General features: G+C 33.4%; 17 protein-coding genes. 7 read left to right on the forward strand and 10 right to left on the reverse strand.

From position 1 onward, the window contains the following. Positions 1-2: 2 nt before the first annotated feature. Genes C1T31_RS07155 through C1T31_RS07175 form a run of 5 tightly spaced genes read right to left on the reverse strand, consistent with a single transcriptional unit; the run spans position 3 to position 5,455 of the window. Complete coding sequence (locus tag C1T31_RS07155; protein WP_103051812.1) at positions 3-851, reverse strand: hypothetical protein; 849 nt, start codon at positions 849-851, stop codon at positions 3-5. Continuing rightward, positions 851-2,284: a lipopolysaccharide biosynthesis protein gene (locus C1T31_RS07160; protein ID WP_103051813.1), complete on the reverse strand. Its 1,434-nt coding sequence runs from the start codon at positions 2,282-2,284 to the stop codon at positions 851-853. Before C1T31_RS07160 ends, C1T31_RS07155 begins: the two co-directional genes overlap by 1 nt. Continuing rightward, a complete protein-coding gene (locus C1T31_RS07165; protein WP_103051814.1) occupies positions 2,285-3,475 on the reverse strand; it encodes a glycosyltransferase family protein in 1,191 nt (396 codons plus the stop codon). Positions 3,476-3,486: 11 nt separating this feature from the next. Beyond that, entirely contained in the window at positions 3,487-4,353 is an 867-nt protein-coding gene (locus tag C1T31_RS07170; protein ID WP_103051815.1) for a sulfotransferase family protein, read from the reverse strand. Positions 4,354-4,378: 25 nt separating this feature from the next. Continuing rightward, the gene (locus C1T31_RS07175; RefSeq protein ID WP_103051816.1) at positions 4,379-5,455 is read right to left on the reverse strand and encodes a DegT/DnrJ/EryC1/StrS family aminotransferase; all 1,077 of its coding nucleotides are present in this window, start codon (positions 5,453-5,455) and stop codon (positions 4,379-4,381) included. A 335-nt stretch (positions 5,456-5,790) separates the two neighbouring features. On the opposite strand from C1T31_RS07175, the gene C1T31_RS07180 reads away from it, so the two are divergent. The 5 genes from C1T31_RS07180 to C1T31_RS07195 all read left to right on the forward strand — a co-directional run bounded on the left by C1T31_RS07180 (position 5,791) and on the right by C1T31_RS07195 (position 12,544). Continuing rightward, positions 5,791-9,339, forward strand: a complete 3,549-nt coding sequence (locus tag C1T31_RS07180) for a T9SS type A sorting domain-containing protein (protein ID WP_103051817.1) — start codon at positions 5,791-5,793, stop codon at positions 9,337-9,339. Positions 9,340-9,478: 139 nt separating this feature from the next. Further along, complete coding sequence (locus tag C1T31_RS14045) at positions 9,479-9,628, forward strand: hypothetical protein (protein ID WP_165780081.1); 150 nt, start codon at positions 9,479-9,481, stop codon at positions 9,626-9,628. 11 nt (positions 9,629-9,639) lie between these two features. Next, positions 9,640-10,767 carry a phosphoenolpyruvate carboxykinase (ATP) gene (locus C1T31_RS07185; protein ID WP_123912641.1) on the forward strand — a complete coding sequence of 376 codons (1,128 nt, stop codon included), beginning with the start codon at positions 9,640-9,642 and terminating at the stop codon, positions 10,765-10,767. 42 nt (positions 10,768-10,809) lie between these two features. Beyond that, positions 10,810-11,844 carry a nucleotidyltransferase family protein gene (locus tag C1T31_RS07190; protein ID WP_103051819.1) on the forward strand — a complete coding sequence of 345 codons (1,035 nt, stop codon included), beginning with the start codon at positions 10,810-10,812 and terminating at the stop codon, positions 11,842-11,844. A gap of 121 nt (positions 11,845-11,965) precedes the next feature. Further along, on the forward strand, positions 11,966-12,544 hold the full coding sequence (locus C1T31_RS07195) for a hypothetical protein (RefSeq protein WP_103051820.1): 579 nt from the start codon (positions 11,966-11,968) through the stop codon (positions 12,542-12,544). A 76-nt stretch (positions 12,545-12,620) separates the two neighbouring features. Here C1T31_RS07195 and C1T31_RS07200 read toward each other — a convergent pair whose 3' ends face one another. The 5 genes from C1T31_RS07200 to C1T31_RS07215 all read right to left on the reverse strand — a co-directional run bounded on the left by C1T31_RS07200 (position 12,621) and on the right by C1T31_RS07215 (position 20,251). Then, a complete protein-coding gene (locus tag C1T31_RS07200) occupies positions 12,621-14,885 on the reverse strand; it encodes an aconitate hydratase (protein ID WP_103051821.1) in 2,265 nt (754 codons plus the stop codon). A 203-nt stretch (positions 14,886-15,088) separates the two neighbouring features. Then, positions 15,089-16,042 carry an AAA family ATPase gene (locus C1T31_RS07205; RefSeq protein ID WP_103051822.1) on the reverse strand — a complete coding sequence of 318 codons (954 nt, stop codon included), beginning with the start codon at positions 16,040-16,042 and terminating at the stop codon, positions 15,089-15,091. Between the two features lie 2 nt (positions 16,043-16,044). Continuing rightward, a complete protein-coding gene (locus C1T31_RS07210; protein WP_103051823.1) occupies positions 16,045-17,487 on the reverse strand; it encodes a peptidylprolyl isomerase in 1,443 nt (480 codons plus the stop codon). Further along, a complete protein-coding gene (locus C1T31_RS14135; RefSeq protein ID WP_207764266.1) occupies positions 17,450-18,307 on the reverse strand; it encodes a peptidyl-prolyl cis-trans isomerase in 858 nt (285 codons plus the stop codon). The genes C1T31_RS07210 and C1T31_RS14135 overlap by 38 nt, the downstream gene beginning before the upstream one ends. Further along, the gene (locus C1T31_RS07215) at positions 18,308-20,251 is read right to left on the reverse strand and encodes a peptidylprolyl isomerase (RefSeq protein ID WP_207764267.1); all 1,944 of its coding nucleotides are present in this window, start codon (positions 20,249-20,251) and stop codon (positions 18,308-18,310) included. A gap of 161 nt (positions 20,252-20,412) precedes the next feature. Here C1T31_RS07215 and C1T31_RS07220 point away from each other — a divergent pair, with 161 nt between their 5' ends. Together C1T31_RS07220 and C1T31_RS07225 are read left to right on the forward strand one after the other, a co-directional pair. Next, positions 20,413-20,871, forward strand: a complete 459-nt coding sequence (locus C1T31_RS07220; RefSeq protein WP_103051824.1) for an SRPBCC family protein — start codon at positions 20,413-20,415, stop codon at positions 20,869-20,871. A 79-nt stretch (positions 20,872-20,950) separates the two neighbouring features. Then, positions 20,951-23,164 carry a RelA/SpoT family protein gene (locus C1T31_RS07225; protein WP_103051825.1) on the forward strand — a complete coding sequence of 738 codons (2,214 nt, stop codon included), beginning with the start codon at positions 20,951-20,953 and terminating at the stop codon, positions 23,162-23,164. Positions 23,165-23,170 lie beyond the last annotated feature (6 nt).

Below are 23,170 nucleotides of genomic sequence, written 5' to 3' on the forward strand. Positions count from 1 at the left end.
AGTCAAGCTACAAATATATCCTTATTAATTTTTTTGATAAATAATTTTAAGCTTTTAAAAAAATCTTCATTAATAGTGTCAAAAATTTCTTTGCTAGGTTTAGGCGCAACCATTTTTTTTGTCAACCTTCTGAAAAATATTTCTGGCCTTGTCATAACAAACCTTTGAATTGGGTTTAAATTATATGACCAGTTTCGCCTGATCAACGTGGCCATTTCTATGCATGCCCATTCTTCTTCTTTAAATTCGAATCGAACAGCATCAAAACTTTGTTTTTTAAATATTCCTTTTTCATTCTTTGCCGCATAATACATTGAAGGAAGCAACATAATTTTACTTAAAAAACTTTTAAGCTCATAAACCCTTACATCCTTAAAAGACTCATAATTAATATATTGCTTTTCAATACTATTTATTAATTGTTTTAAGCTTTGCATATAATCGAGGCTTTCAATATTAAAAACAACCTGTAACTCCAACTTCTCAATTTTTGGATAAATAACTTTAGATCCAATTAAAACTTCATGTGGCAAGTAACTTTGCGGATAATTTGATAATTGAGACTCGGTTATTTGAAACCAACCATGATGTTGAAGGGGATCAAATTTCAAAATCAATTTCATGGATTCAAACTTGAATTTTTCTAACTGCTGCGAATTAATAAAATGATCCTTTACTATGAGCAATCCATCAAAATCACTATACGGTATAATTTCATTGGTACCAACGCTTCCGTGAGCAATAACAGCAAAAAACAATTCAGAATATTTACCTTCTATAAGCTTATTTAAACTTAATAAGAAGTCCATATTTTCATCGAATCCATTTACTATATATTCCTCTTTTTTCATTAAGACCCTGCCTTTGCTTTATTTTTAATAATTAGAAAAATCTCGTTAATTAAGGTTCTGTGAATTGAATAAATAATAATGGTTGCAATTAAACACATTAAAATCAGTGAAAACCATTCATTTATGGAGACCTTGTTACTTTCAAACAAAACGAACATCACGCTTAAAATAAGTAAGGTTAAAAGAGATGCTTTAAGGCTGTTTAATATGGCATGAATCGAGATTGAAATATGATAATTTAAAATGATTAAAAACATTATAAACGACATTAATTTTGCCAATACCAATAAGTAGGCAACCCATAACACACCATATTGAACACCAACAATTATAGCTATGACAGTTAAAATAGATCGAGCAGCAGAAATGTACAATCTAACTTCAGGCTTACCAATACTTGAAAAAATAACACCTCCGAATTGACTAATAGACTGTATGGCACCTGCGAAGCACAAAATTTGGACAATTGGAATTGCTGCATCCCATTTCTCACCAAATACGGTCTGGATAATAAACTCTGCATTAAATGCAATAATGCTCATTACTGGAATTGAAACCATTCCAATTAATCGCAGTGACTTATAATAACCGCTTATTATTTTTGTACTGTCGTCCTTTATTGAGGAAAATGATGGAAATAAAATATCACTAAAAATATAGGAAATTCTCTTAACCGGTGTGTACATAATGTTATATGCAAAAGCATAATAACCCAAAATAACACTCGTGAAGAATTTACCTAAAATTAAATAATCGACATTACGCTCAAAATACAAAGCCATATCAGAAGCTTTAAATTTCATTGAATACCATACCATTTGCCTAATTTCCTCGAAATTGAAATGCAATTTTGGTCGCCACTTTTTAAGGAGTAATACCAATACCAACCGAACCATAACTGCCATTAATGTTTGTAAGATTAGAGCATAAACGCCTAAGCCAATAAAAGCCCCAATGATTGCAGACAAAGACCCAATAACGATACTTGCTAAATTTACTTGTGATATGATTCTAAATTCTAAATCCCGTTCAAGTAATTTGTAATGAATAATGAAAATAGGATTTAACAAAATACTTAATGCCGCAATTTGGACAATGGAAGTTAATTTAGGTTCATTATAAAAACTTGCAGCTAGTTGTGCCGAAGCAACAATTATGATAAATGATCCTATAGACAAAGTATAGTTAAGCCAAAAAAGTGAAGATAGTTGATTTTGTGATGAATTCCTCTCATGAATTATGGAAGATCCAAATCCCATATTTGTAAATAAGGTTATAAACCCAATAAAGGTCATCGCTAATGCTACTAATCCAAAATCTTCAGGCAACAAGAGTCTAGCCAAAACAATATTGACAACAATAGCCAATAATTGAGATAATACATTAACAATTGTTAAATAAAAACCACCTTTTATTATTTTGTTCTTATCCAATTAAAAAAGTTGCTCATTTAATGCGTTCAAAATAAACTTTGAAGCGTCTGTAAATGTATTACGCATTACATACTCACGCCCCTTTTGAGCCCGTTCTGTGTAATGGTCGTAATTATTTAAAATATGTTCTATTTTTTCTGACAAGCTCTTTGAATCATTAGGCTTTACAAATGACACCATGCTTTCTGGAAACCGCTCTCTCAAACATGGTAAATCCGTAAACACCACAGGATTACAACTTTGCAAATAAGCGCCTCCCTTACCTGGGCTTAAGGTGTATCTATTGTAGTGTGTATCTTCATAAGTTGCTACCAAAACATCTGCCGCATTTACAAACTTTAAATAATCAGAATAAGTTTGAAAAGGATACAACAGTAAATTGTTGTAATTATGACTATCATATTCTTTCATTAAACCTGGGGTTGCACCAACAATTACAAATTTTACGTCTTCAAAAACATTTGATGCTTCTGCAAAAATTTTAATTCTGTTCAACTTCTCACCAGCTTTACCGGCATAAACAATATACCTCGAATTCACCTCCCAATTCAATTCATTTCTAATTTCAATTTTATTTTCGACTTTCGATTCCAAATAATCCGTTTGAAATCGTATTGGTGATTTAACTATCCTCTCTTTTTCAATACCAAAGTTTTTTACTGCAAAGTCTTTCACAAAATCGGTCATCACAACAATCATATCGACTCGTTTTACTATAAACTTATGATAAGAATTCTGCTTTAAGAACGGTGTCTCAAATACTAATTTGCAACGAATCAATTTTAGAGTTCGCAATACAATGTAGGGTATTGTAGAAATATAACATTTACTATAAATCAAAACATTTTTATTACGTAGGCTTTTTAAATTATTCAGTATGAATACAACAGTAAAAAGTAGCTTTTTTACAACAAGTGAAATAGTAGACGACTTATTTTTTACTTCTTTAATCTTAGTCCTTAACTCTGTTATAGTGAAATTTTTTGGCACATCATAAAGTGAAAATATATCATCTTTTGACACCTTATAGTCCTTTCGCTTTATACTTGGCGCTACTAATTCAACATCAACCCCATTATTGGAAAAAGCTGCGCAGCTATACATAATATGTACGGCATCTGCACGATTTTTCCTCATATCTCGTGGTGAGATATAATATAATTTTTTAATATGATGTTCAGATTGTTTCATAAAAAGCCCTTCTACTCATAACCAAATTTCTCCATTAATTCTCCTGAAACAGATACAATTTCTTCGATTTCAGATTGAGTAAGCTGTTTTAAATATTTTTGGGTATTATTTTTATCCAATTGCTGATTTGTTTTCTTTTTCCAATCTAAAAGTTCTGAAGGCTCCATGTTATTTTTATAAAAATCCATCATGCTATACTCAAACTCTAGATCAAGAAGGTTTGTACACTTTTCTAATTCCAATTCAGGTTGGGAGAGTAAATCTTCATATTTTACAATTTTGTAAGTAGAAGGGTTAATTGATTCTAAAAATTCGGCTATTTTCATGTTTTTACTATACCAATCCAAACTCATTTCCTTAATAGTATTTGGAAATTTAGGTTTGTATTCAGAACTTGTTTGAAGGGAATTAACATTCAAATAACTACATACAACATCTCTAGGATCCCTTATTATGACTAAAAATTTTGCATTAGGGTATGTTTGTTTTAAAAACCTTAAATAATCGATATAGTAATTGTTTTTATCTCCTAAAACAGATGGTTTTTTTCCATTTTGAAAAGCATATTGCAATATTACCATATTCATTAATTGGGAATAACTCACTGGGGACTCTTCAATAATTAATAATTTGAGGGCTTTAAAATCTAAACCCCAAGTTTCAATTTTTTTTGACGTTTTTAAATCTGTTAAAAAGTCATTTAGCATCCTTTCTGATTGACTAGAGCTTTTATTCCAATCTTTATATTTTTCATACCACCATTGAATAAAACCACATTCAGGAGGCACAACAATGGACTCATGACTACTTAGCATCATCCTGAACATAGATGTTCCTGACCTAGGGCTTCCAATAATAAATAGGTTTTGATAAATCATGTTCTAAAGCTTTCTATAAATATCGTCATTGGATTGAATCCAAAATTAGGTCACAGATTTTTCTGATATTTTTTTCTTCTAATTGGTAATACAGAGGGAGGCACATGACTCTTTTTGAAAGTTTATCAGCAATAGGTGTATCATCTTTATTTACATAAGGCAAACTTGATAGCGAAGGATAAAAATAACGCCTTGGGAAGATATCGTTTACACTCAAGAATTTTTCCACTTTGAGTAAAGTTTCTTCAGAATTAAAAATAATTGGGTAGTAACTATAATTCCATTTGGTATTTTCTCTAATCTTAAGTCTACTAACTTTAGAAAAATCCAATAAAGCATCATACAACTCGCAAACTCGCTTTCTATCTTCAATTATCTGATCGATATACGGTAAAACACTCAATCCCATAGCCGCTTGAAGCTCACTAATTTTGGCGTTTATACCTAATCCATGATATTCAAGAGGTCCATTGTGCCCAAAATTATGCCTATAAAGCATCTCTTTGTAAGTTACTTCATCTTTACAAAATAAAGCTCCACCTTCTCCAGTATGAAACAATTTTGTGGCATGAAAACTGCAAATGCTCACATCACCATAGTTAAATAGGGATTGGCCTTTATAAGTTACTCCAAAACAGTGAGCAGCATCATAAATCACTTTTAATCCATGATTATTGGCTATTGCTTCAATGGCTTCGATATTACAAGGATTACCATATACATGAGTCACTAAAATTGCGCTTGTTTTGCTGGTTATAGCCTGCTCTATCTTTGTTTCATCAATTGTTAAATACTCTGGGTGAATGTCCACAAAAACTGGCGTGCATTTTTCCCAAACGATACTTGATGTGGTCGCGACATAGGAAAATGGTGTTGTAATCACCTCACCTTGATTAGCATAAGCATTTAAGGCAATTTGAATAGGGAGAGTTCCATTAGTCATTGGTATCAAATAATTGACCCCCAAATACTCTTTTAAGTTAGCCGTAAGCTCCTTACTTAATTGCCCATTATTTGTTAACCATTTATACTCCCATATTCTATCTAATTGAGATTTATAGTCTTCTATTGGAGGAAAAAAAGTTTTAGTGACAGTAATCATAGACGTCTTAATCTTCTTTATAATAAGGACAATATTAAATATTTATTTTGACTGGAAAAATGATTAAACAAAATTATATTTTATGGAATTACTTTAAAATACAATCTCCACCAAATAAACAATATCTTAATACTATTTTTTTGATTTAATTGTCATTAATTAACAGCTAAAAATATTTTTAGCAAAGATATCTTATATAAAGCCATTAACAAGACTTTTCTTATGTTGATTATTTATTTTTGTTAATTATTTAGTTTTACTACCTTTGAATAAGCCCATATTAAGAACAACATCTGTATTACCCCTCTAAAATTCAGGTATTTAATAAAATTATTATGAAAAAAATTTACTTATTGATATCATTTTTGAGTATGATTTCCCTCTCCTATGCACAAAGTCCTATTGTAACTGTTGACAGAGCCAATGTTTTCGGGACAACTATTTCTGGCAATTCACCTCTTATTACCTCAACTGGTTTGACAAGAGGAGCGGGAATTAATAGACGTTCTGGTGCAGACTTATTTAATTCCAGAGATTGGGATGCCTCATCACTTGCTGAAGCTATTATTAATGACGAGTATGTTGAATGGACTGTAACATCTAATGAGAACTTTGATATAGAGGTCACTGAAATTGATTTAAGGGTTCGTGGAAATAGTAATGGCCCTGATTTTTGGCAAATTCTTTATAGCGCTGATGGTTTTGCAACTACTGGAACGCCTATAGGTTCGCCAACCACTGTTCCATTAACAGCTACTGATTATAATTTAAATGGGTTGAGTATTAATGGTTCAGATGAAACAATCACCTTTAGATTATATGCTTGGGGTCCAAGTGTTGGAAGTGGTTGGTTTCGATTTGAAGACAATGCGGCTTGGGCAGATTTTGGCATCTCATTACCTGGATTAAGATTAGTAGGAAATATCACACCTACCACGAGCAATAGTATTGAATCCAACATTGTTCGTTCAACAACTTTTGATGAACCCGATAACATACTTTACTTAAATTATAATGCTACTTCAGGGCTTACTACTTCTAATGCCATAAAAGTTGGTGAATTTATTATTCAAGACGGTGGTGATGATTTAAACGATAGTGATGCTGTAGGAACCATTTTAACCGATATAGAGTTCACTGTTTCAAATCCTAATAGTATTGCTGCACTAGCTGTTTTCGATGGAACCACCAATTTGGGAGAAGGAGTACAATCGGGGGCAACTTTTATTGTTTCTTCATTAAGTGGAGGATCTGGAATAACTGCAAATGATGATGCTGCCAAATCATTTGACCTCTATGCAACTTTTACAAATACTGTTATTGACAACGAACAATTGGTATTTAGTATAAATTCTGCAACAGCTGATGGCGTTAGTGGTTCAACATTCGTTGACCTGAACGCTGGTGGTGCACAAACTTCTACAGATGGAGATAACAATAGAATGGAAGTTGTTGCAACAAGTATAGCATTTGGTACTCAACCTGTAAATGCCTATTTAGCTGAAACAATGACACCCTTTCCAACAGTTATCACTGTTGACTCTAATGATAATCACGATTTAGATGCATCGGGATCCATCACTGTTGATTCAACAGGAGATTTGTCTGGAGCTCCAATAAATTACACCATTGTAAATGGTACCGCTTCATTGGACTCACTTATATTTAATCTTCAAGAATCCGATATTTCTCTTTTAGCAATAAGTTCTGGTAGCCTAGGTTTTGCTTTAAGTGATACTTTTAATGTTTTAGGACCGCTTATTTGTATTGCTGTCCAAGATTTTGATGGTAGTACCCCGGAATGGACTTACTCTAATGATGTTCCGTTTTTTGATAATGGCTGGAGTGTTGATGGATACTATGGACCAATTGATGTATCAAACATAAGTCCATTAGATTATCCCACATTTAGTGGGAACATTTTGGGAGAAAACGACTTGCAAGATGAAGGAGGAATTGGAACCAGTGGTTTTGCCAATCTCATATTTAGCGAAATTGATATTAGTAGCTATGAAAATGTAAATCTGTCTTTTGATTGGCAGGTAATTGGTTACAATGCTAATCCAGATGATGCACAATACGAATTATTTTATGATGGCGTCAGTCAAGGGGTTGTAATTTTACATGACGGTAATAATGCTGAAACAGATAATCAAGGCACTGTCAATATTGTAATACCATCAAGCGTGGCAACTGTTTCTTTAATTGTTTCAGTTAGAAATAATGGCGAAACAGGTTTTTCTGGCTTTGATAATTTCAAATTAACTACGGAATTTACTGGATTGATATACACAAATAGTGCATGGACTCCTTACCCTCCATCAGACATTACAGGATCTGATAATGCTTATGTTAAGGACGGTAATTATATATTAGGTTCGGATATTGCACTAAACAACCTTATAGTTGAAGATGGAGCTACTGTGAGTGTTGCAGCTGGCCAATCAATTACGCTTAACAACAATTTAGCCAATAGTGGTTCGGTTTTACTGAATTCAGTATCTACCAGTTACTCAAGTTTGATAGTTGAAAATAAATCTTTAGGGAATGTTACCTACAGCAGACATGTCAACACTAATGCCGCTAGTGGTGGTAATGATTTAATATCTGCCCCAGTAACTGGAGAAACTTTTGGAGTTTTTGCGGCTAACAATAGTAATATTGTTTCCAATCCATCAAATACAACCGAAAAATTGTTTGGACCATTTGATAAAACCGTTGGTCTGTATTTAACTTATGACACTAATATTCCTGCTGAATCTGCTGTAATACTGGACCCAGGAGTTGGGTACAGGGCTGCATCCACTGATGGATTAAATTTTGATTTTAATGGTATAGTCAATACTAATAATATTGATGTTGCTATTGTAACTGCAGGACCTAATAATCCAGAATGGAATTTAATTGGTAATCCATATCCATCTTATATTAGTCTATCAGAGTTTTTAGCTGTCAATAATGCTGCTTTTGCTCCTATAAGTTCTGGTGTATATGGATACGATGGTGATGCTTCTGATGGATGGGAAATTTGGAACCAAGCCTATTCAGATGCTAATCCTGGTGCCCTAATTACGCCTGGCCAAGGCTTTTTGGTAGCTGCTGCTACTGCAAATGAGATAGTTTCATTTACTACTAATATGCGATCTGTTGGCACTACTGATGATTTTATTCCTGGAAGAGTAAGGAATCCTGATATTTCGCATTTGGAATTATCTTTGAGCAATGCATCAAAAACTTATAATACCGATTTTTATTTTACTGAAAATGCCTCATTAGGTTTAGATCCTGGTTATGATTCTGAAACATTTGGTGGTTCTGTACCAGAATTTTCAATCTATTCTCATTTAGTCGATGAAAATTCCGGGAATAATATGGCTATACAATCTTTGTCTGATTCAGATATATCTGATGTTATTATCCCTCTTGGTATCAACGCCAACCAAGGAGAACAAATAAATATAAGTATTTCTCAATCAACTTTACCTGCTTCAGCTGAAGTGTATCTAGAAGACAATGTCCAAAACACATCAACATTATTAACCGAAAACGACTTTATTCTTACTCCTGCTACAGATTTAAATGGTACTGGTCGTTTTTTCTTAAGATTTTCAGATGCATCACTATCAGTTGACGAATTAGATTACAACGACACTATTCAAGTTTATGCAACTACTAACCCTAAAAGTCTATACATTTTAGGTTATTTAAACAGTCAAACATCTGTTAAAATTTATGATATGCAAGGCCGTTTAGTAATGAATACTAGCTTGAATACCTCGAACAATAAAAATGAAATTGATTTGTCAAATTTAGTGTCAGGGATTTACACAGTTTCTCTAATTAACGAATCCGTTTATAAAACCAAAAAAATAATAGTAAGATAAACCTTTATTTTGGACATTAATTGGATGTTATCACAAATAAATTCAATTAATGTGCAGATTGTATAAATTAAAAGCTAATATGCTCATTTAATTTATTTATTTTTGAAATGATTTATATATTTGTACCATGAATAAAAAAATGTCCAAAAACCAAATTACACGTAAAGAAGCGTTAAAAAAGATGGGGAAATATGCAGCTATGACTGCCGTTGGTACATTTTTAATATTAAGCCCAAAAAAAGCTCATGCAACTTCACCTCCTGATCCGGGTGGTGATCCTTGGGATTAATCTCATTTAATTTGAATTCAGAATTAGCTCCAAAATATATACGCCAAATTAATGGTAAGTATGTTCTTTGGTTTGAATATTCCAATAGATATATTCTTCTAGAAGAAGAAACCATGCATCTTATGGATATTTATTTTGATAGCCAGTCTAAAGATGAATTCATTAGTAGTTTAAAGGCATTAAATACCAAAAATTATTACAGACTTTTTGATGAGATAGATCAACTCATAATAGAAAGCAGAGAATATAACCCTCCAAAAATTAATGAAAACATATCATTAATCAATCCCAAAGGAAATTGGATCACAAAAAACTACAATGTAGATTCCTACTGTTTTCGTATAAATTATTCTATTAAAAACATTCAAAAAATTCTTCATCCACAAATTGCTCATCTCGAAACAAAAAATTCGAATGGAAATTTTACTGAATTTCATGTTGCCTTAAATGACGACTATTTACATTTATACAAAAATCTTAATTTTTGTAACAGTTTTCCAAAATCCCAATTTCATCTACTACAAGGTCAATTTGCTATGGAATTACTTTGTGCTTTAACCCAAAGTACAGAAGATGATTGGCTTGGCACCTTTCATGCATCAACTGTTGCAAATAATAATGAAGCTATCATGTTAATAGGTGAATCAGGAAAAGGCAAAAGTACACTCTCTGCTATTCTAATGTCCAACGGATTTAAGTTACTTGCAGACGATTTCACGCCAGTAATGGCAAAATCAAAGCTAATATATCATTATCCATCCGCAGTTTCAATTAAAGAGGGTTCTTTTGAGATATTGCAATCGTTAATTGATAATTTTCATGATTTTCAAGCTTTCAAAAGTCTTGGTTCTAAGGGCAGTATTAAATACATAGCCCCTAATGATAAAAGCTATCAAAAACCACTGCCCTGCAATAAAATAGTTCTTGTAAATTATGAAGATAGCGCTCCCACCTTACTTGAAGAAACACCAATTGAAACCATTTTAAATACACTAATACCAGATTCATGGCTCTCACCAAAAGCAGAAAATGCTGAACATTTTTTAAATTGGTTGGAAACACTAACTTTTTATAAATTAACCTACTCAAATAATATTGAAGTAATAGAAATTTTTAAAGATTTGTTCAAGACTAATTAGTACCTTATCAATAGAGAAATTCTCCAATAATCTTTTATTCCAATGGCATCATTGCACCAGACTTTTACTCACATAGCGAACATAATCAGCTATAAAAGTGACCAAATTAAGCTTTGCAATGACATTAAAAATAATTTAATAGATTGGGATGATGTTGTAAAAGTTGCTAGCGACCACCTGGTTTTAACAACGGTTTTTTGTAGACTTCAAGAAAAATCATTACTCAATTTAATTCCAAATGACCTAAAGCAATATTTAGAGGAAATAACCGCAATAAACAGAAATAGAAATTTAGATCTTTTAGAAGATATTAAAAGTGTCTCTTCGCTATTGAGCAAGGCTCACATCAATCATGTTTTCTTAAAGGGTTCAGCATTGTTGGTTTCTGATTATTTTGAAGATTTAGGCGAACGTATGATTGGTGACATAGATATTTTAGTTGATGCTAACCAAATAACTCTAGCAAAAATAAACCTTATAGAACATGGGTATAAAAAAATCCCGTTGCGATTAAGCGATAAATACCAAAAAAAAAGGCATATTCCCAGATTAGTCAATAATGAAAAGCTAGCCGCATTAGAGATTCATAGTCAATTATTAAGAGTTGGACATACACACAAACTTGAAGCTCTTAAAGTTCTACAAAACAAGCGAAACATGAATGGAGTTTTTGTGCCGAGTTCAAAAGACTTAATGGCACATAACATATTAGATTTTCAAATTAACGATCGTGGTAATTATTACAATTCCATTCATTTAAAGCACATATTTGATGGCTTGGTCATTGCAAAAAAAGATAAACTTTTAAGAATAGACACGATTCCTGATTACAGAAAATACTTTCTTTTTAGCTCTATTTATTTTCTTGATTTTGATTCGGTTAATAAAACCATTTGGGATAAAATATTGCATGGTTTTTTTCTGTTAAGGCTAAAACAAAAACCATTAAATAATATTTGGTGTTTTCTAATCAAGAAGATAGTCTATCTAAAAGTTTTGTTTAAAAGAGGTATATTATTCCTGACAAACAGCGACTACAGAAAAGACATCATTAAAGTCATTAAACCGAAACCATAAAATCAAACGTAAAAAATAAATAACTCTTAATGTTGTATTTATTGAAACATCGCTTATTATCCAAAATTAAGTTTGATAATGTTTTAATTAATCTTATTTTTACTCTTAAATTCGTCATTTTATGAATAAGTATTTTTTTATAGCATTGTTTTTTGTGTCGTCATTGGCGTCTTCTCAATCTGTCAATTTAGACACAGATGTACCTTGGACTATTGGTATTGGTGTGAATATTGTAGATAATGACGGTTTTAGGTTTGACAAACCATTTGATACAAATAATTGGAATTTTAAAAACCCACTATCCATTAATGTTGAGAGAAAATGGCGGGATTTTTTGTCAACAAACTTGGCCATTACACTTAATAAATTAACAAAAGATAATAAGCAAAATAACGGATACTTAACTGAATCTAGCAACCTATTTGCTCTTGACCTAACTGGACGTTTTATATTTGACCAATACATATGGGAACAAAACCCCAGAATTGATCCTTTTGAAGGTTACGCACTACTAGGTGTTGGCTATACTTCTGTTTTAAACACTGACAGCATTATGCTGGATGTTGGATTAGGTTTTAATTTTTGGTTATATGAAGACATTGGTTTAAGACTTCAAACCATGGGTAAATTTGGCTTTAATGATAACCAATATCTTAAAAATTATATTCAACATACCGCTGAATTTATCATTCGGTTTTAATTTTTGTGATTACATAAAAAAAGCTCTTGAAAATTTCAAGAGCTTTTTTTATTTCTAATACTTTTTTCATAATCATCTATGAAGCATTTTGCTTTTTAATTAAATTTAAAGCAGATCCTTCATTGTACCAATCTATTTGAGCTTGGTTATACGTGTGATTGACCTTGATAACATCTTTTGTTCCATCTTTATGAACAAACTCAATATTTAATGGTTTATCAGGTGCAAAGCTATCTAAATCTAAAAAACTGATAGTATCATCTTCCTGAATCAAATCATAATCGTTTTCGTTAGCAAATGTTAAGCCCAGCATACCCTGCTTTTTGAGGTTTGTTTCATGTATACGAGCAAATGACTTAACAATAACGGCAGCAACACCTAAATGTCGTGGCTCCATGGCAGCATGCTCACGTGAAGAACCCTCACCATAGTTATGATCACCAACAACGACTGAATAAATACCTTTGGCCTTATATTGTCTGGCAACATCCGGCACCCCTTCATAATCACCTGTTAATTGATTTTTAACAAAGTTTGTCTTCTTATTAAAGGCATTTACTGCTCCTATTAGCATATTATTCGAAATGTTGTCCAAATGTCCACGAAAACGTAACCATGGTCCAGCCATTGATATATGATCAGTAGTACATTTACCAAATGCTTTTATTAATAATTTAGCACCCTTAATAGAATTCCCTATTGGCTCGAAAGGTGTTAAAAGTTGTAATCTTTCAGAAGTTGGACTTACTGATACAGTAACATTACTTCCATCAGCTACTGGTTCAACATATCCAGCATCTTCTACATCAAACCCTTGAGGCGGTAATTCTATTCCCTCTGGTTCGTCCAATTTCACCTCTTGACCATCTTCATTTAATAGCGTATCATTCAATGGATCAAAATCTAAACGCCCGGAAATAGCTATAGCTGCCACCATCTCTGGCGATCCAACAAAAGCATGAGTATTTGGATTGCCATCGGCACGTTTAGAAAAGTTTCTGTTAAACGAATGTACAATGGTATTTTTCTCTTCTCCTTTTAAATCACTTCTATCCCATTGACCAATACACGGTCCGCAAGCATTTGTGAAAATAGTGGCATCCAAATCTTCGAAAATCTTCAAAATGCCGTCGCGTTCTGCAGTATAGCGAATTTGTTCAGATCCTGGATTAATACCAAAATCTGATTTTGCTTTGATATTCTTGTCAACGGCTTGTTTGGCAATCGATGCAGCACGCGTTAAATCTTCATAAGATGAATTGGTACAAGACCCTATGAGCCCCCAATCAACCTTAATAGGCCATCCATTTTCTTTAGCTTTTGGTCCTAGTTCACCTACTGGTGTTGCCAAATCAGGAGTAAACGGTCCATTTAAATGAGGACGTAAAGTATCCAAATCTATTTCAATAACTTGATCAAAATAAGTCTCTGGATTTGAATAAACTTCATCATCTCCAGTTAAATATTCACGAATTTTATTTGCCTCATCAGCTATCTCACTTCTATCAGTGGCACGAAGATAACGCTCCATAGAGTCATCATATCCAAATGTAGATGTTGTAGCTCCAATTTCGGCACCCATATTACAAATAGTACCCTTTCCTGTACAAGAAAGATTTTTAGCTCCAGGCCCAAAATATTCAACAATGGCTCCAGTACCTCCTTTAACAGTCAAAATTCCTGCCACTTTGAGAATCACATCCTTTGCTGAAGTCCAACCGTTTAATTTACCTGTTAGTTTAACACCAATCAATTTTGGAAATTTTAGCTCCCATGCCATTCCAGCCATAACATCAACAGCGTCTGCACCACCAACTCCAATAGCTACCATGCCAAGTCCACCAGCATTAACCGTATGAGAATCTGTACCAATCATCATGCCTCCTGGAAAGGCATAGTTCTCCAGTACTACTTGGTGAATAATACCAGCTCCTGGCTTCCAAAAGCCAATTCCATATTTATTGGAAACTGATGCTAAAAAATCAAATACCTCATTACTGGTTTCATTAGCACGTTTTAAATCGGCTGCTGCTCCTTGTTTGGCTTGAATCAAATGATCACAATGTACTGTTGTTGGCACTGCCACTTTAGACTTTCCTGCTTGCATAAACTGCAACAAAGCCATTTGAGCAGTAGCATCTTGACAAGCAATACGATCCGGAGCAAAGTCCACATAATCTTTACCTCTTACAAAGGCTTTAGTTGGTTCACCATCCCATAGGTGAGCGTATAAAATCTTTTCTGAAAGTGTTAACGGTTTACCAACGATTTCACGTGCCTTATCAACGCGTTCAGCCATATTAGCATAAACCTTTTTGATCATATCTACATCGAATGCCATATACAATAATATTTTTAGGTTTGATTAATTTTTTAAGTCTGGCAAAATTACAAAAATTAACAGACATTTAAAAATTATGTAACGAAATACTGTTTTTAATGAGAATTATTTAATTTTAAGGGATAAAAATATATTAATTTTATAATATCTGTAATTTTAACTCTAAAATAATAATAAATTAACAATAAAAATGTGAAGAAATATTAGAACAAATCTTTAATTATTTGTTCTTCTGTTATGCCTTCGGCTTCGGCTTTGTAGTTTTTGATGATTCGATGTTTAAATATTGAATTAGCTACGGCTTGAACATTTTCAATATCTGGAGAAAATTTCCCATGAATAGCAGCATGAGTTTTAGCGGCCAAAATAAGATTTTGTGAAGCTCTTGGTCCTGCACCCCAATCAATGTAGTTCTTGACTAAATCCGTTGCTTCTGGGCTTTTTGGCCTGGTTTTACCAGTCATTCTTACAGCATATTCAATGACATTATCTGCCACTGGAATTCGCCTGATTAAATGTTGAATATCAATAATCTCTTGGGCAGTAAATAATGAATTTACTTTACTTTCAACATCTGTAGTTGTCGATTTAACAACCTGCACTTCTTCTTCAAAAGAAGGGTAATCCAAATTTACCGCAAACATAAAACGATCTAGCTGGGCTTCTGGTAATGGGTACGTTCCTTCTTGTTCAATAGGGTTTTGGGTAGCTAATACAAAGTAAGGCAAATTAAGTTTATAATGATGTCCTGCAACTGTTACAGCCCGCTCTTGCATAGCTTCCAAAAGTGCCGCTTGGGTTTTTGGTGGCGTTCTATTGATTTCATCTGCCAATATGATATTGGAAAAAACTGGTCCTTTTATAAACTTAAAATTTCTATTTTCATCTAAAATTTCACTACCTAAAATGTCACTGGGCATTAAGTCTGGAGTAAACTGAATTCTTTTAAATTCTAGGCCTAGGGCTTGAGAAATTGTATTAACCATGAGGGTTTTTGCTAAACCAGGAACACCAATAAGCAAGGCATGACCTCCTGAAAAAATAGCAATCAAAATTTGATTAACAACCTCATCTTGCCCAATGATTACTTTGGCAATTTCAGTCTTTAATTCTTGATACTTTCTTACAAATCCCTCAATAGCAGCTACATCCGACATATTTATTTTTTTAACCAGTTTCCAGTAAATTCACAATCTCGATACTCACCATTTATCTTAATATAAGTATCCATAATTTTCTCCTCTTGCCATTTATCAATCGCTCTAAAACGCTTTTCACTTAAAGCTAAATCTTTAATCTTTAAATAGTCCTTTGAATAATCAGCCACATGTTCATCAACACGATCACTAACCTTAAGTATTTGAAACTTGACATTTCCTGTTTGACCACGATCAGTTTGAACCAAACTAATTTCACCTTCTTTCAAATCTTGAATTTGACCATACAATTCAGGGTCCATTTTAGTCAACTCAAAATTATAATCTTGAGTAACCGGATTTATCAAATAGCCACCTTCACTTTTTGTTTCCTTTTCATCACTTGATTCTCTGGCGGCATCCTCAAAACTAATTAAACCATCAACAATGCGTTGTCTTATTTTAACAAGTTTCTCACGAGCTTCCTTAACAGCATCATCAGACACCTTCGGAATTAAGAGGATATGACGAACATCATATTCTTGCCCTCTTACTTTTTCTAAATAAATAATATGGTAGCCAAAATCTGTTTCAAATGGATCTGAAATTTCGCCTTCCTGCAATGAAAAAGCCACTTCACGGAACTCCTTTACCATTCGCGGTTGTTTTCTATTTAGTGTATAGAGTCCTCCTTGAGGAATAGATGCTTTATCATCAGAATATAAAACTACTTTTGACCTAAAACTAGCACCATTTTCCAAAACGTCAGCTTTAAATTGCTTCAATTGGTCAATAACACGTTGCTTTTCTTCTTCAGAAACTTGCGGTTCAATAACTATTCGTGAAACTTTTAATTCAGTTCCAAAAGTAGGACGTTCATCCTTAGGAATATTATTAAAAAACTGACGAACTTCTTCAGGAGTCACCTCAATTTCATCAATAATTTTATTTTGCATTTCACTTGCAAGCTTATTACTCTTGTTGATTTCATACATCTCATCCCTGAAACTTTTTTCATCAGGCTTATTGTAAAATGCCACTAACTCTTCCATTGACTTGCCCGATTGCGCCAAAAATTGTTGAATCTGGTAATCTACATTGGAGCGTATTTCGGCATCTGACACCTCAATACTATCTTGAATGGCGTGATGCGCATATAGCTTATCTTCCAATAATTTACCAAACAATTGACACCTTGTTACACCTTCTAAAGATGCTCCTTGAGCTTTTAATTGAATAATGGTTCTATCAATATCGGAATCTAGCACAACATAATCACCCACAACAGCGGCAACACCATCTAACTTTTGAGCTCCAGCAGTTAAAACACTGTCAACTTTTTTTGGTGCTTCTTTGGTCTCTTCTTCAATAATTTCCTGGGCTTTGACCAATTCAGGTAATAGCAAAAGGAAACCTAAAAAAAGCGTTTTAGTTAAAAATTTCAAATTGTTTGTTTTTGATAGCATCAGTAATTATATCTTTTTCTAATTCTTTAATAAGTTCTAATTTTCGCTTATTGATGACGATTTGATCAATGGTTGGTTTTACATATTCTAAAGGCGCTAAACTATTTCGTTCAAGGACATCTTCAATTTGCATCAAATATAGTCCTAATGAATCTTTGAGTTGTATAAAATTAGATTTTTTTAACAATTCATTTTTGTTTTCAGTTGTAATAGCGGGTATTTTGTCAATAGCTTGAGTAACCTTAATCCAAATGGAATCATTCAATGAATAAGATTTAAATTGAATAGCAATGGAATCTAACTCTTTTTTATCCTCATCATTGAACCGCGTGAATTTTGTCTTCAAATCGGGTAATTCAAATCTGTTCTCGTCAATATTGATATATCGGAATTTTATGAGTTCTTCATTTAACTTGAAGATTTCCTTGTTCTCATTAAAATAATTTTCAGCTACAGACCAAGATACCACGGTATCAATGTTTCTGGTAACTAAAGCTTCGATGTAAGCATTGGAGTATAAGTCGTTTTTATATTGACTGGCTAAATCATCAAATCTTTTAAGTTTTTCATCATTTAAATTTCGTTTGGCACCATCAACCAATAATTGTTCAGTTGCCCATTTATTAATAAAGTTGCTCAATCTAATCAAACTATCCTCTTCTGAAATGTTTTCAGTAAATAAATGAGCTACATCATTAGGGTATAAAAAATTATCATTGACTCTTGCCAACGGATTTAAATCATCCTCTTGCTTATAAAAATAACTACATGAAGTTGATAAAATAATTAATGATATGACCAGAAATCCAGACCTTCTCAATTAGCTTTTAATTTGTTTTTTAACCCTAGCTAGTACTTCTTGGTTGATAACAACAGGATATTTTTTTGCCAACTCTTCCAACCACTTCTCTTCCTTATAAACCTGATAATCACTCATAATCTGACCTTTGGCATCTTCATAAGCTTTAGGTTCTTTGGGCAATACCGCGTTTACCGAAGCAACTATATAGGCATCATTGTGCGGATATATATTTGATATCCCGTTTTTGAATTCAAAATCTTGCGGTAGCGCTTGATGCTCTTTATCCATGATACCAGTTGTAAAAATAACATTTACGGTTTCTTTGGTGTTTAATGCCTCTTTAATTTCATTTTCAGACTTTCCTTCTTCCAGCATTTTTTTGACCTGATTTATTGATTCTTTGTTAGAAGATGATGCGACAAGAGCGTCTACACGATTGTTCCACATATAGCTATTTTTATTATTCTGATAATAGTCATTAAGACCTACAGAATCCGTTTTAGCTGCATTCCATATTTCAGTTTCCATTAAATCGAACAACAACAAGCCATCTCGATATTCAGCTAAAATATGCGCAAAATCTTCATTTTCATTTTCTAAATTTTCTTCCTGATATTGAAGCAAATTGGCATCTAGAAATTCTTGGTATTTTTCTTCAACCAACTTATCCATAGCCTTCTTGGCAGTAGCTCTTCTCTGACTTTTTAGCAAATACATCCCAAAATCATTATAAGAGAGCTTTTTAGTGTCGATTACAACCAAATCTTTATCACCTTCAAAATCTTCTGGCAAAACCCATCTACCCGAAAAATACTCATCATTCAAAATTGACTGGAAGTATAGCAATGCTGGTTGTTGATAAGTCACTCGGTATTTTTTCATGAGATTGTTCACCAACGAAGTATTAATCAATTGTGAACGGGTATCTTTTTTAACTTTGGCTTCTAATTCAGGTTTCATCTCCTCAAAAGACTCGACGCTTTTTTTGTCAAACAACTTAATGATGTGCCAACCAAATTCAGTTTTAAAAGGTTTGGAAACATCACCAACATTCTCAAGATCAAAAGCCTGCTCTTCAAATGCTGTTGAACTTAATTGCCCGCCACTAAAAGGTGCTAGCTTACCGCCATTTTTTGCCGAACTTTTATCGTCTGAAAACTGTTTTGCTAAAGACTCAAATGATTCACCTTGTTGTAACTTATTATATATATCGTTAATTCGGGTTTCAGCTACATTAGGATCCTCCTGATTATCACTAACCATAATATGGGCAACCGTGCGCTCACCTCTGGACTGACGAACGTCATTGACGATGACGATATGGTATCCAAATCGGGTTTTAAACGGCATAGAAATTTCTCCAACTGGCGTATTATAAGCTGCTGTTTCAAATGGATAAACCATTTTAAAACCAGTAAAATATCCCAAATTTTCAGCATAAATTGTTTTACCGTTATGAATGTCTTTCTGAACATTTCCAAAACCTTCTTTGGCAACGCGATCTCGGAATTTCAAAAGCTGATTGTAGGCGGCTAAAGTGTCTTCAGGTGAAGCATTTTCGTCTAGTCTTATTAATATGTGATCTGCATTAACCTCTTTTGATATGCGTTCATAAGCTTCAGCGACAAGCTCATCAGTTACCTCAGAATCGGTAAGATAATTCTTGGCCAATTGTTTTTTATAATTACTTAATTCCCTAATATAGGAAGGCTTTTCATCAAGGCCTTGCTCTTTAGCTTCCTTTAGCTTCAACTTATAATTAACAAAGAGCTTTAAATATTCATCTACGTTTTTTTGAGATTCATCTTGGACTAAATCCAAATTCTTATTAAAGATCCTAACAAATTCGGAGGCATAAACGGGCTCATCTACTACTGTAAACAATACATCTGATTCGGTTGTCTGCGCTTTTGCAACAAACAAACCAAATACCATTAGGATAGTATAAATATATTTAGTCATAAGTGTATATTGATTTTTTCAATTCATGCAAAAATAGGAATAATAGCCTATAATACAAGATGTAAAAACAAACGGTTTATAAAGTTTTTTAGTATTGGATTATCACTGTAAAATAAAATTCAAAAATAACGTATCTTTAGATTTCCTTAATAGTATCTATTATGATTTACACGACAGAAATAATAGTGAATGTTCCTCTAAAGGAATTCATAGAAAAATTAGACAATCCAGAAAATATGAAGCATTGGCAACGCGGTTTAATTGACTATGATCACATTTCCGGTGTTCCAGGTGAAATTGGCTCCAAAATGAAACTTGTTTATAAAATGGGTAAACGGGAAATGGAATTAATTGAAACAATCACCTTTCAAGATTTGCCACACGCTTTTCACGTTACATACGACACTAAAGGCATGCACAACCTTCAGGAAAATTTCTTTGAAGAACTGGATGAGAATAGAACAAAATGGACATCAAAAAGTGAATTTTTACCCACAAGCTTTATGCTTCGAATGATGACACTTTTAATGCCAGGAGCTTTTAAAAAACAATCGAAAAAATATTTAGAAGATTTCAAAAATTTTGCTGAAAAAGGCATCTCGGTTGCTCCAAAAAAATAAACCACAAAAAATCGAAAATTTATAGTTTTAACTTTCCAAAAAGCGTTGTTAGTTCATTATGTTTTAGTAATTTTAGTATATGACAGAAATAGATATTGAAAAGGAAAATGCTGCAATTGCCCAAGCTTATAAAGAATTGCTTCGCGTCAGTTACAGAACGCTTTCGGCTCAAGACAAGAAGCAAATCCGTAAGGCATTTGACGTCGCTGTCGATGCCCATAAAGATCAGCGCAGAAAATCTGGTGAAGCCTATATATTTCACCCTATTGCGGTTGCCAAAATAGTGGCACAGGAAATCGGTTTGGATGCCACTTCCATTACTGCAGCCTTACTTCATGATGTTGTAGAGGACAATGACAATTATACTCTCAAAGACATCGAGAGAATGTTTGGTGAGACTGTTGCTCGAATTGTCGATGGATTAACTAAAATTTCATCCCTTAAAAAAGACATGGACGTATCCATGCAGGCAGAGAATTTTAGAAAAATGCTTCTAACGCTTAATGATGATGTCCGGGTTATCATCATCAAGATAGCCGACAGATTGCATAACATGCAAACTATGGATTCCATGCGTGCAGACAAACAAGTCAAAATTGCATCCGAAACTCTTTATATTTATGCACCTTTAGCTCATAGAATTGGACTCTATAATATTAAAACCGAACTTGAAGATTTAGGCTTGAAATATACAGAGCCTGATGTTTACTATGACATACTAAACAAAATTAAGGAGAGTAAGGAAGAACAAGATAATTACATTAAGGAGTTTAGCAAAGTTATTTCCACATCACTGGACAAAGAACATTTGGATTATGAAATCAAAGGCCGTCCAAAATCCATTTTCTCCATTCGACGAAAAATGCTCAATCAAGGTGTTTCGTTTGATGAAGTCTATGACAAATTTGCCGTGCGAATCATTTACAAGAGTGACCCTGAAAACGAAAAGTTTCTAGCCTGGAAAATTTATTCCATCGTAACTGACCATTTTAGACCCAACCCTACGCGATTACGAGACTGGATTTCATCGCCCAAGTCAACGGGTTATGAAGCCTTGCATATAACCGTAGTTGGCCCTAAAGGGCGTTGGGTTGAAGTGCAAATTCGAAGTGAACGGATGAATGAAATTGCCGAAAAAGGTTACGCCGCTCATTATAAATACAAAGAAGGTGGCGAGGATGACGATAGCATAGACACGTGGGTTGCCAAACTTCAGGAGACATTGGAAAACCCAGAAATTGATGCTGTAGACTTTGTAGAGCAATTCAAGTTGAATCTCTATTCCAAAGAAATTTTTGTATTTACACCTAAAGGTGATTTGAAGTCCTTGCCTAAAGGTGCTACACCATTGGATTTCGCCTTTAGCATTCACACGGAAGTAGGCATGAGAACTCGTGGTGCTAAAGTAAATGGCAAATTGGTGCCCTTAAGTCATGTTCTAAAAAGTGGCGATCGTGTTGATATTTTAACTGCTGAAAACGCCAAGCCCAATTCAAACTGGTTAGATTATGCAACAACCGCTAGAGCCAGAAGTAAGATTAAATCAGCCTTAAAAGAAGATAAAAAAGAAATTGCCGAAGAAGGCAAGGAAGTCTTACGCAGAAAATTAAAACAGCTTAAAATTAATTTAGACGAAAAATCGGTTAATGAAATGGTCAATCATTTCAAATTAAAAACCAGTCTCGATTTGTTTTATCGTGTTGGCGTTGGCTCTATTGACAACACGATGCTCAAGGAATATGCTTCATCTAGAAGCAACGCTTTGATGAGCTACATCAAGAATAAAATCTCAAGAAAACCTTCTATTCCAAAAGAAGAAATAGATAAAGATGAAATCACCTCCAAATATGACATGCTCGTATTTGGTAAGGAAGAAGAGAAACTAGACTACAAATTTGCCAATTGCTGCAACCCAATTCCTGGCGATCCTGTTTTTGGTTTTTTAACCATTAATGATGGCATCAAAGTTCATAAGAAAAATTGTCCGAATGCAGTCAGCTTGCAATCTAATTATGCCTATCGTATCATGCAAGCCAAGTGGATAGATTCCTCACAACAGGAATTTGCGGCTCAAATAAAACTTTCAGGAATCGACAACCTAGGATTGGTAAACAACATCACCAAGGTCATTTCATCCAATATGCATGTTAACATGAAAAGCATCAGTTTTGAAAGTGATGACGGTATTTTCTCTGGAAAAATTAATGTGGTTGTTAAAAACAACAACATGCTTAAAAAGCTTATGGACAACTTAAAAAAAATTAATGGTATCGATAAAGTGTCCAGAGTTTAAAAATAA

Origin of the sequence: Hanstruepera neustonica (assembly GCF_002895005.1) — a bacterium.
In the GTDB taxonomy this organism is placed as follows: Bacteria; Bacteroidota; Bacteroidia; order Flavobacteriales; family Flavobacteriaceae; genus Hanstruepera; species Hanstruepera neustonica.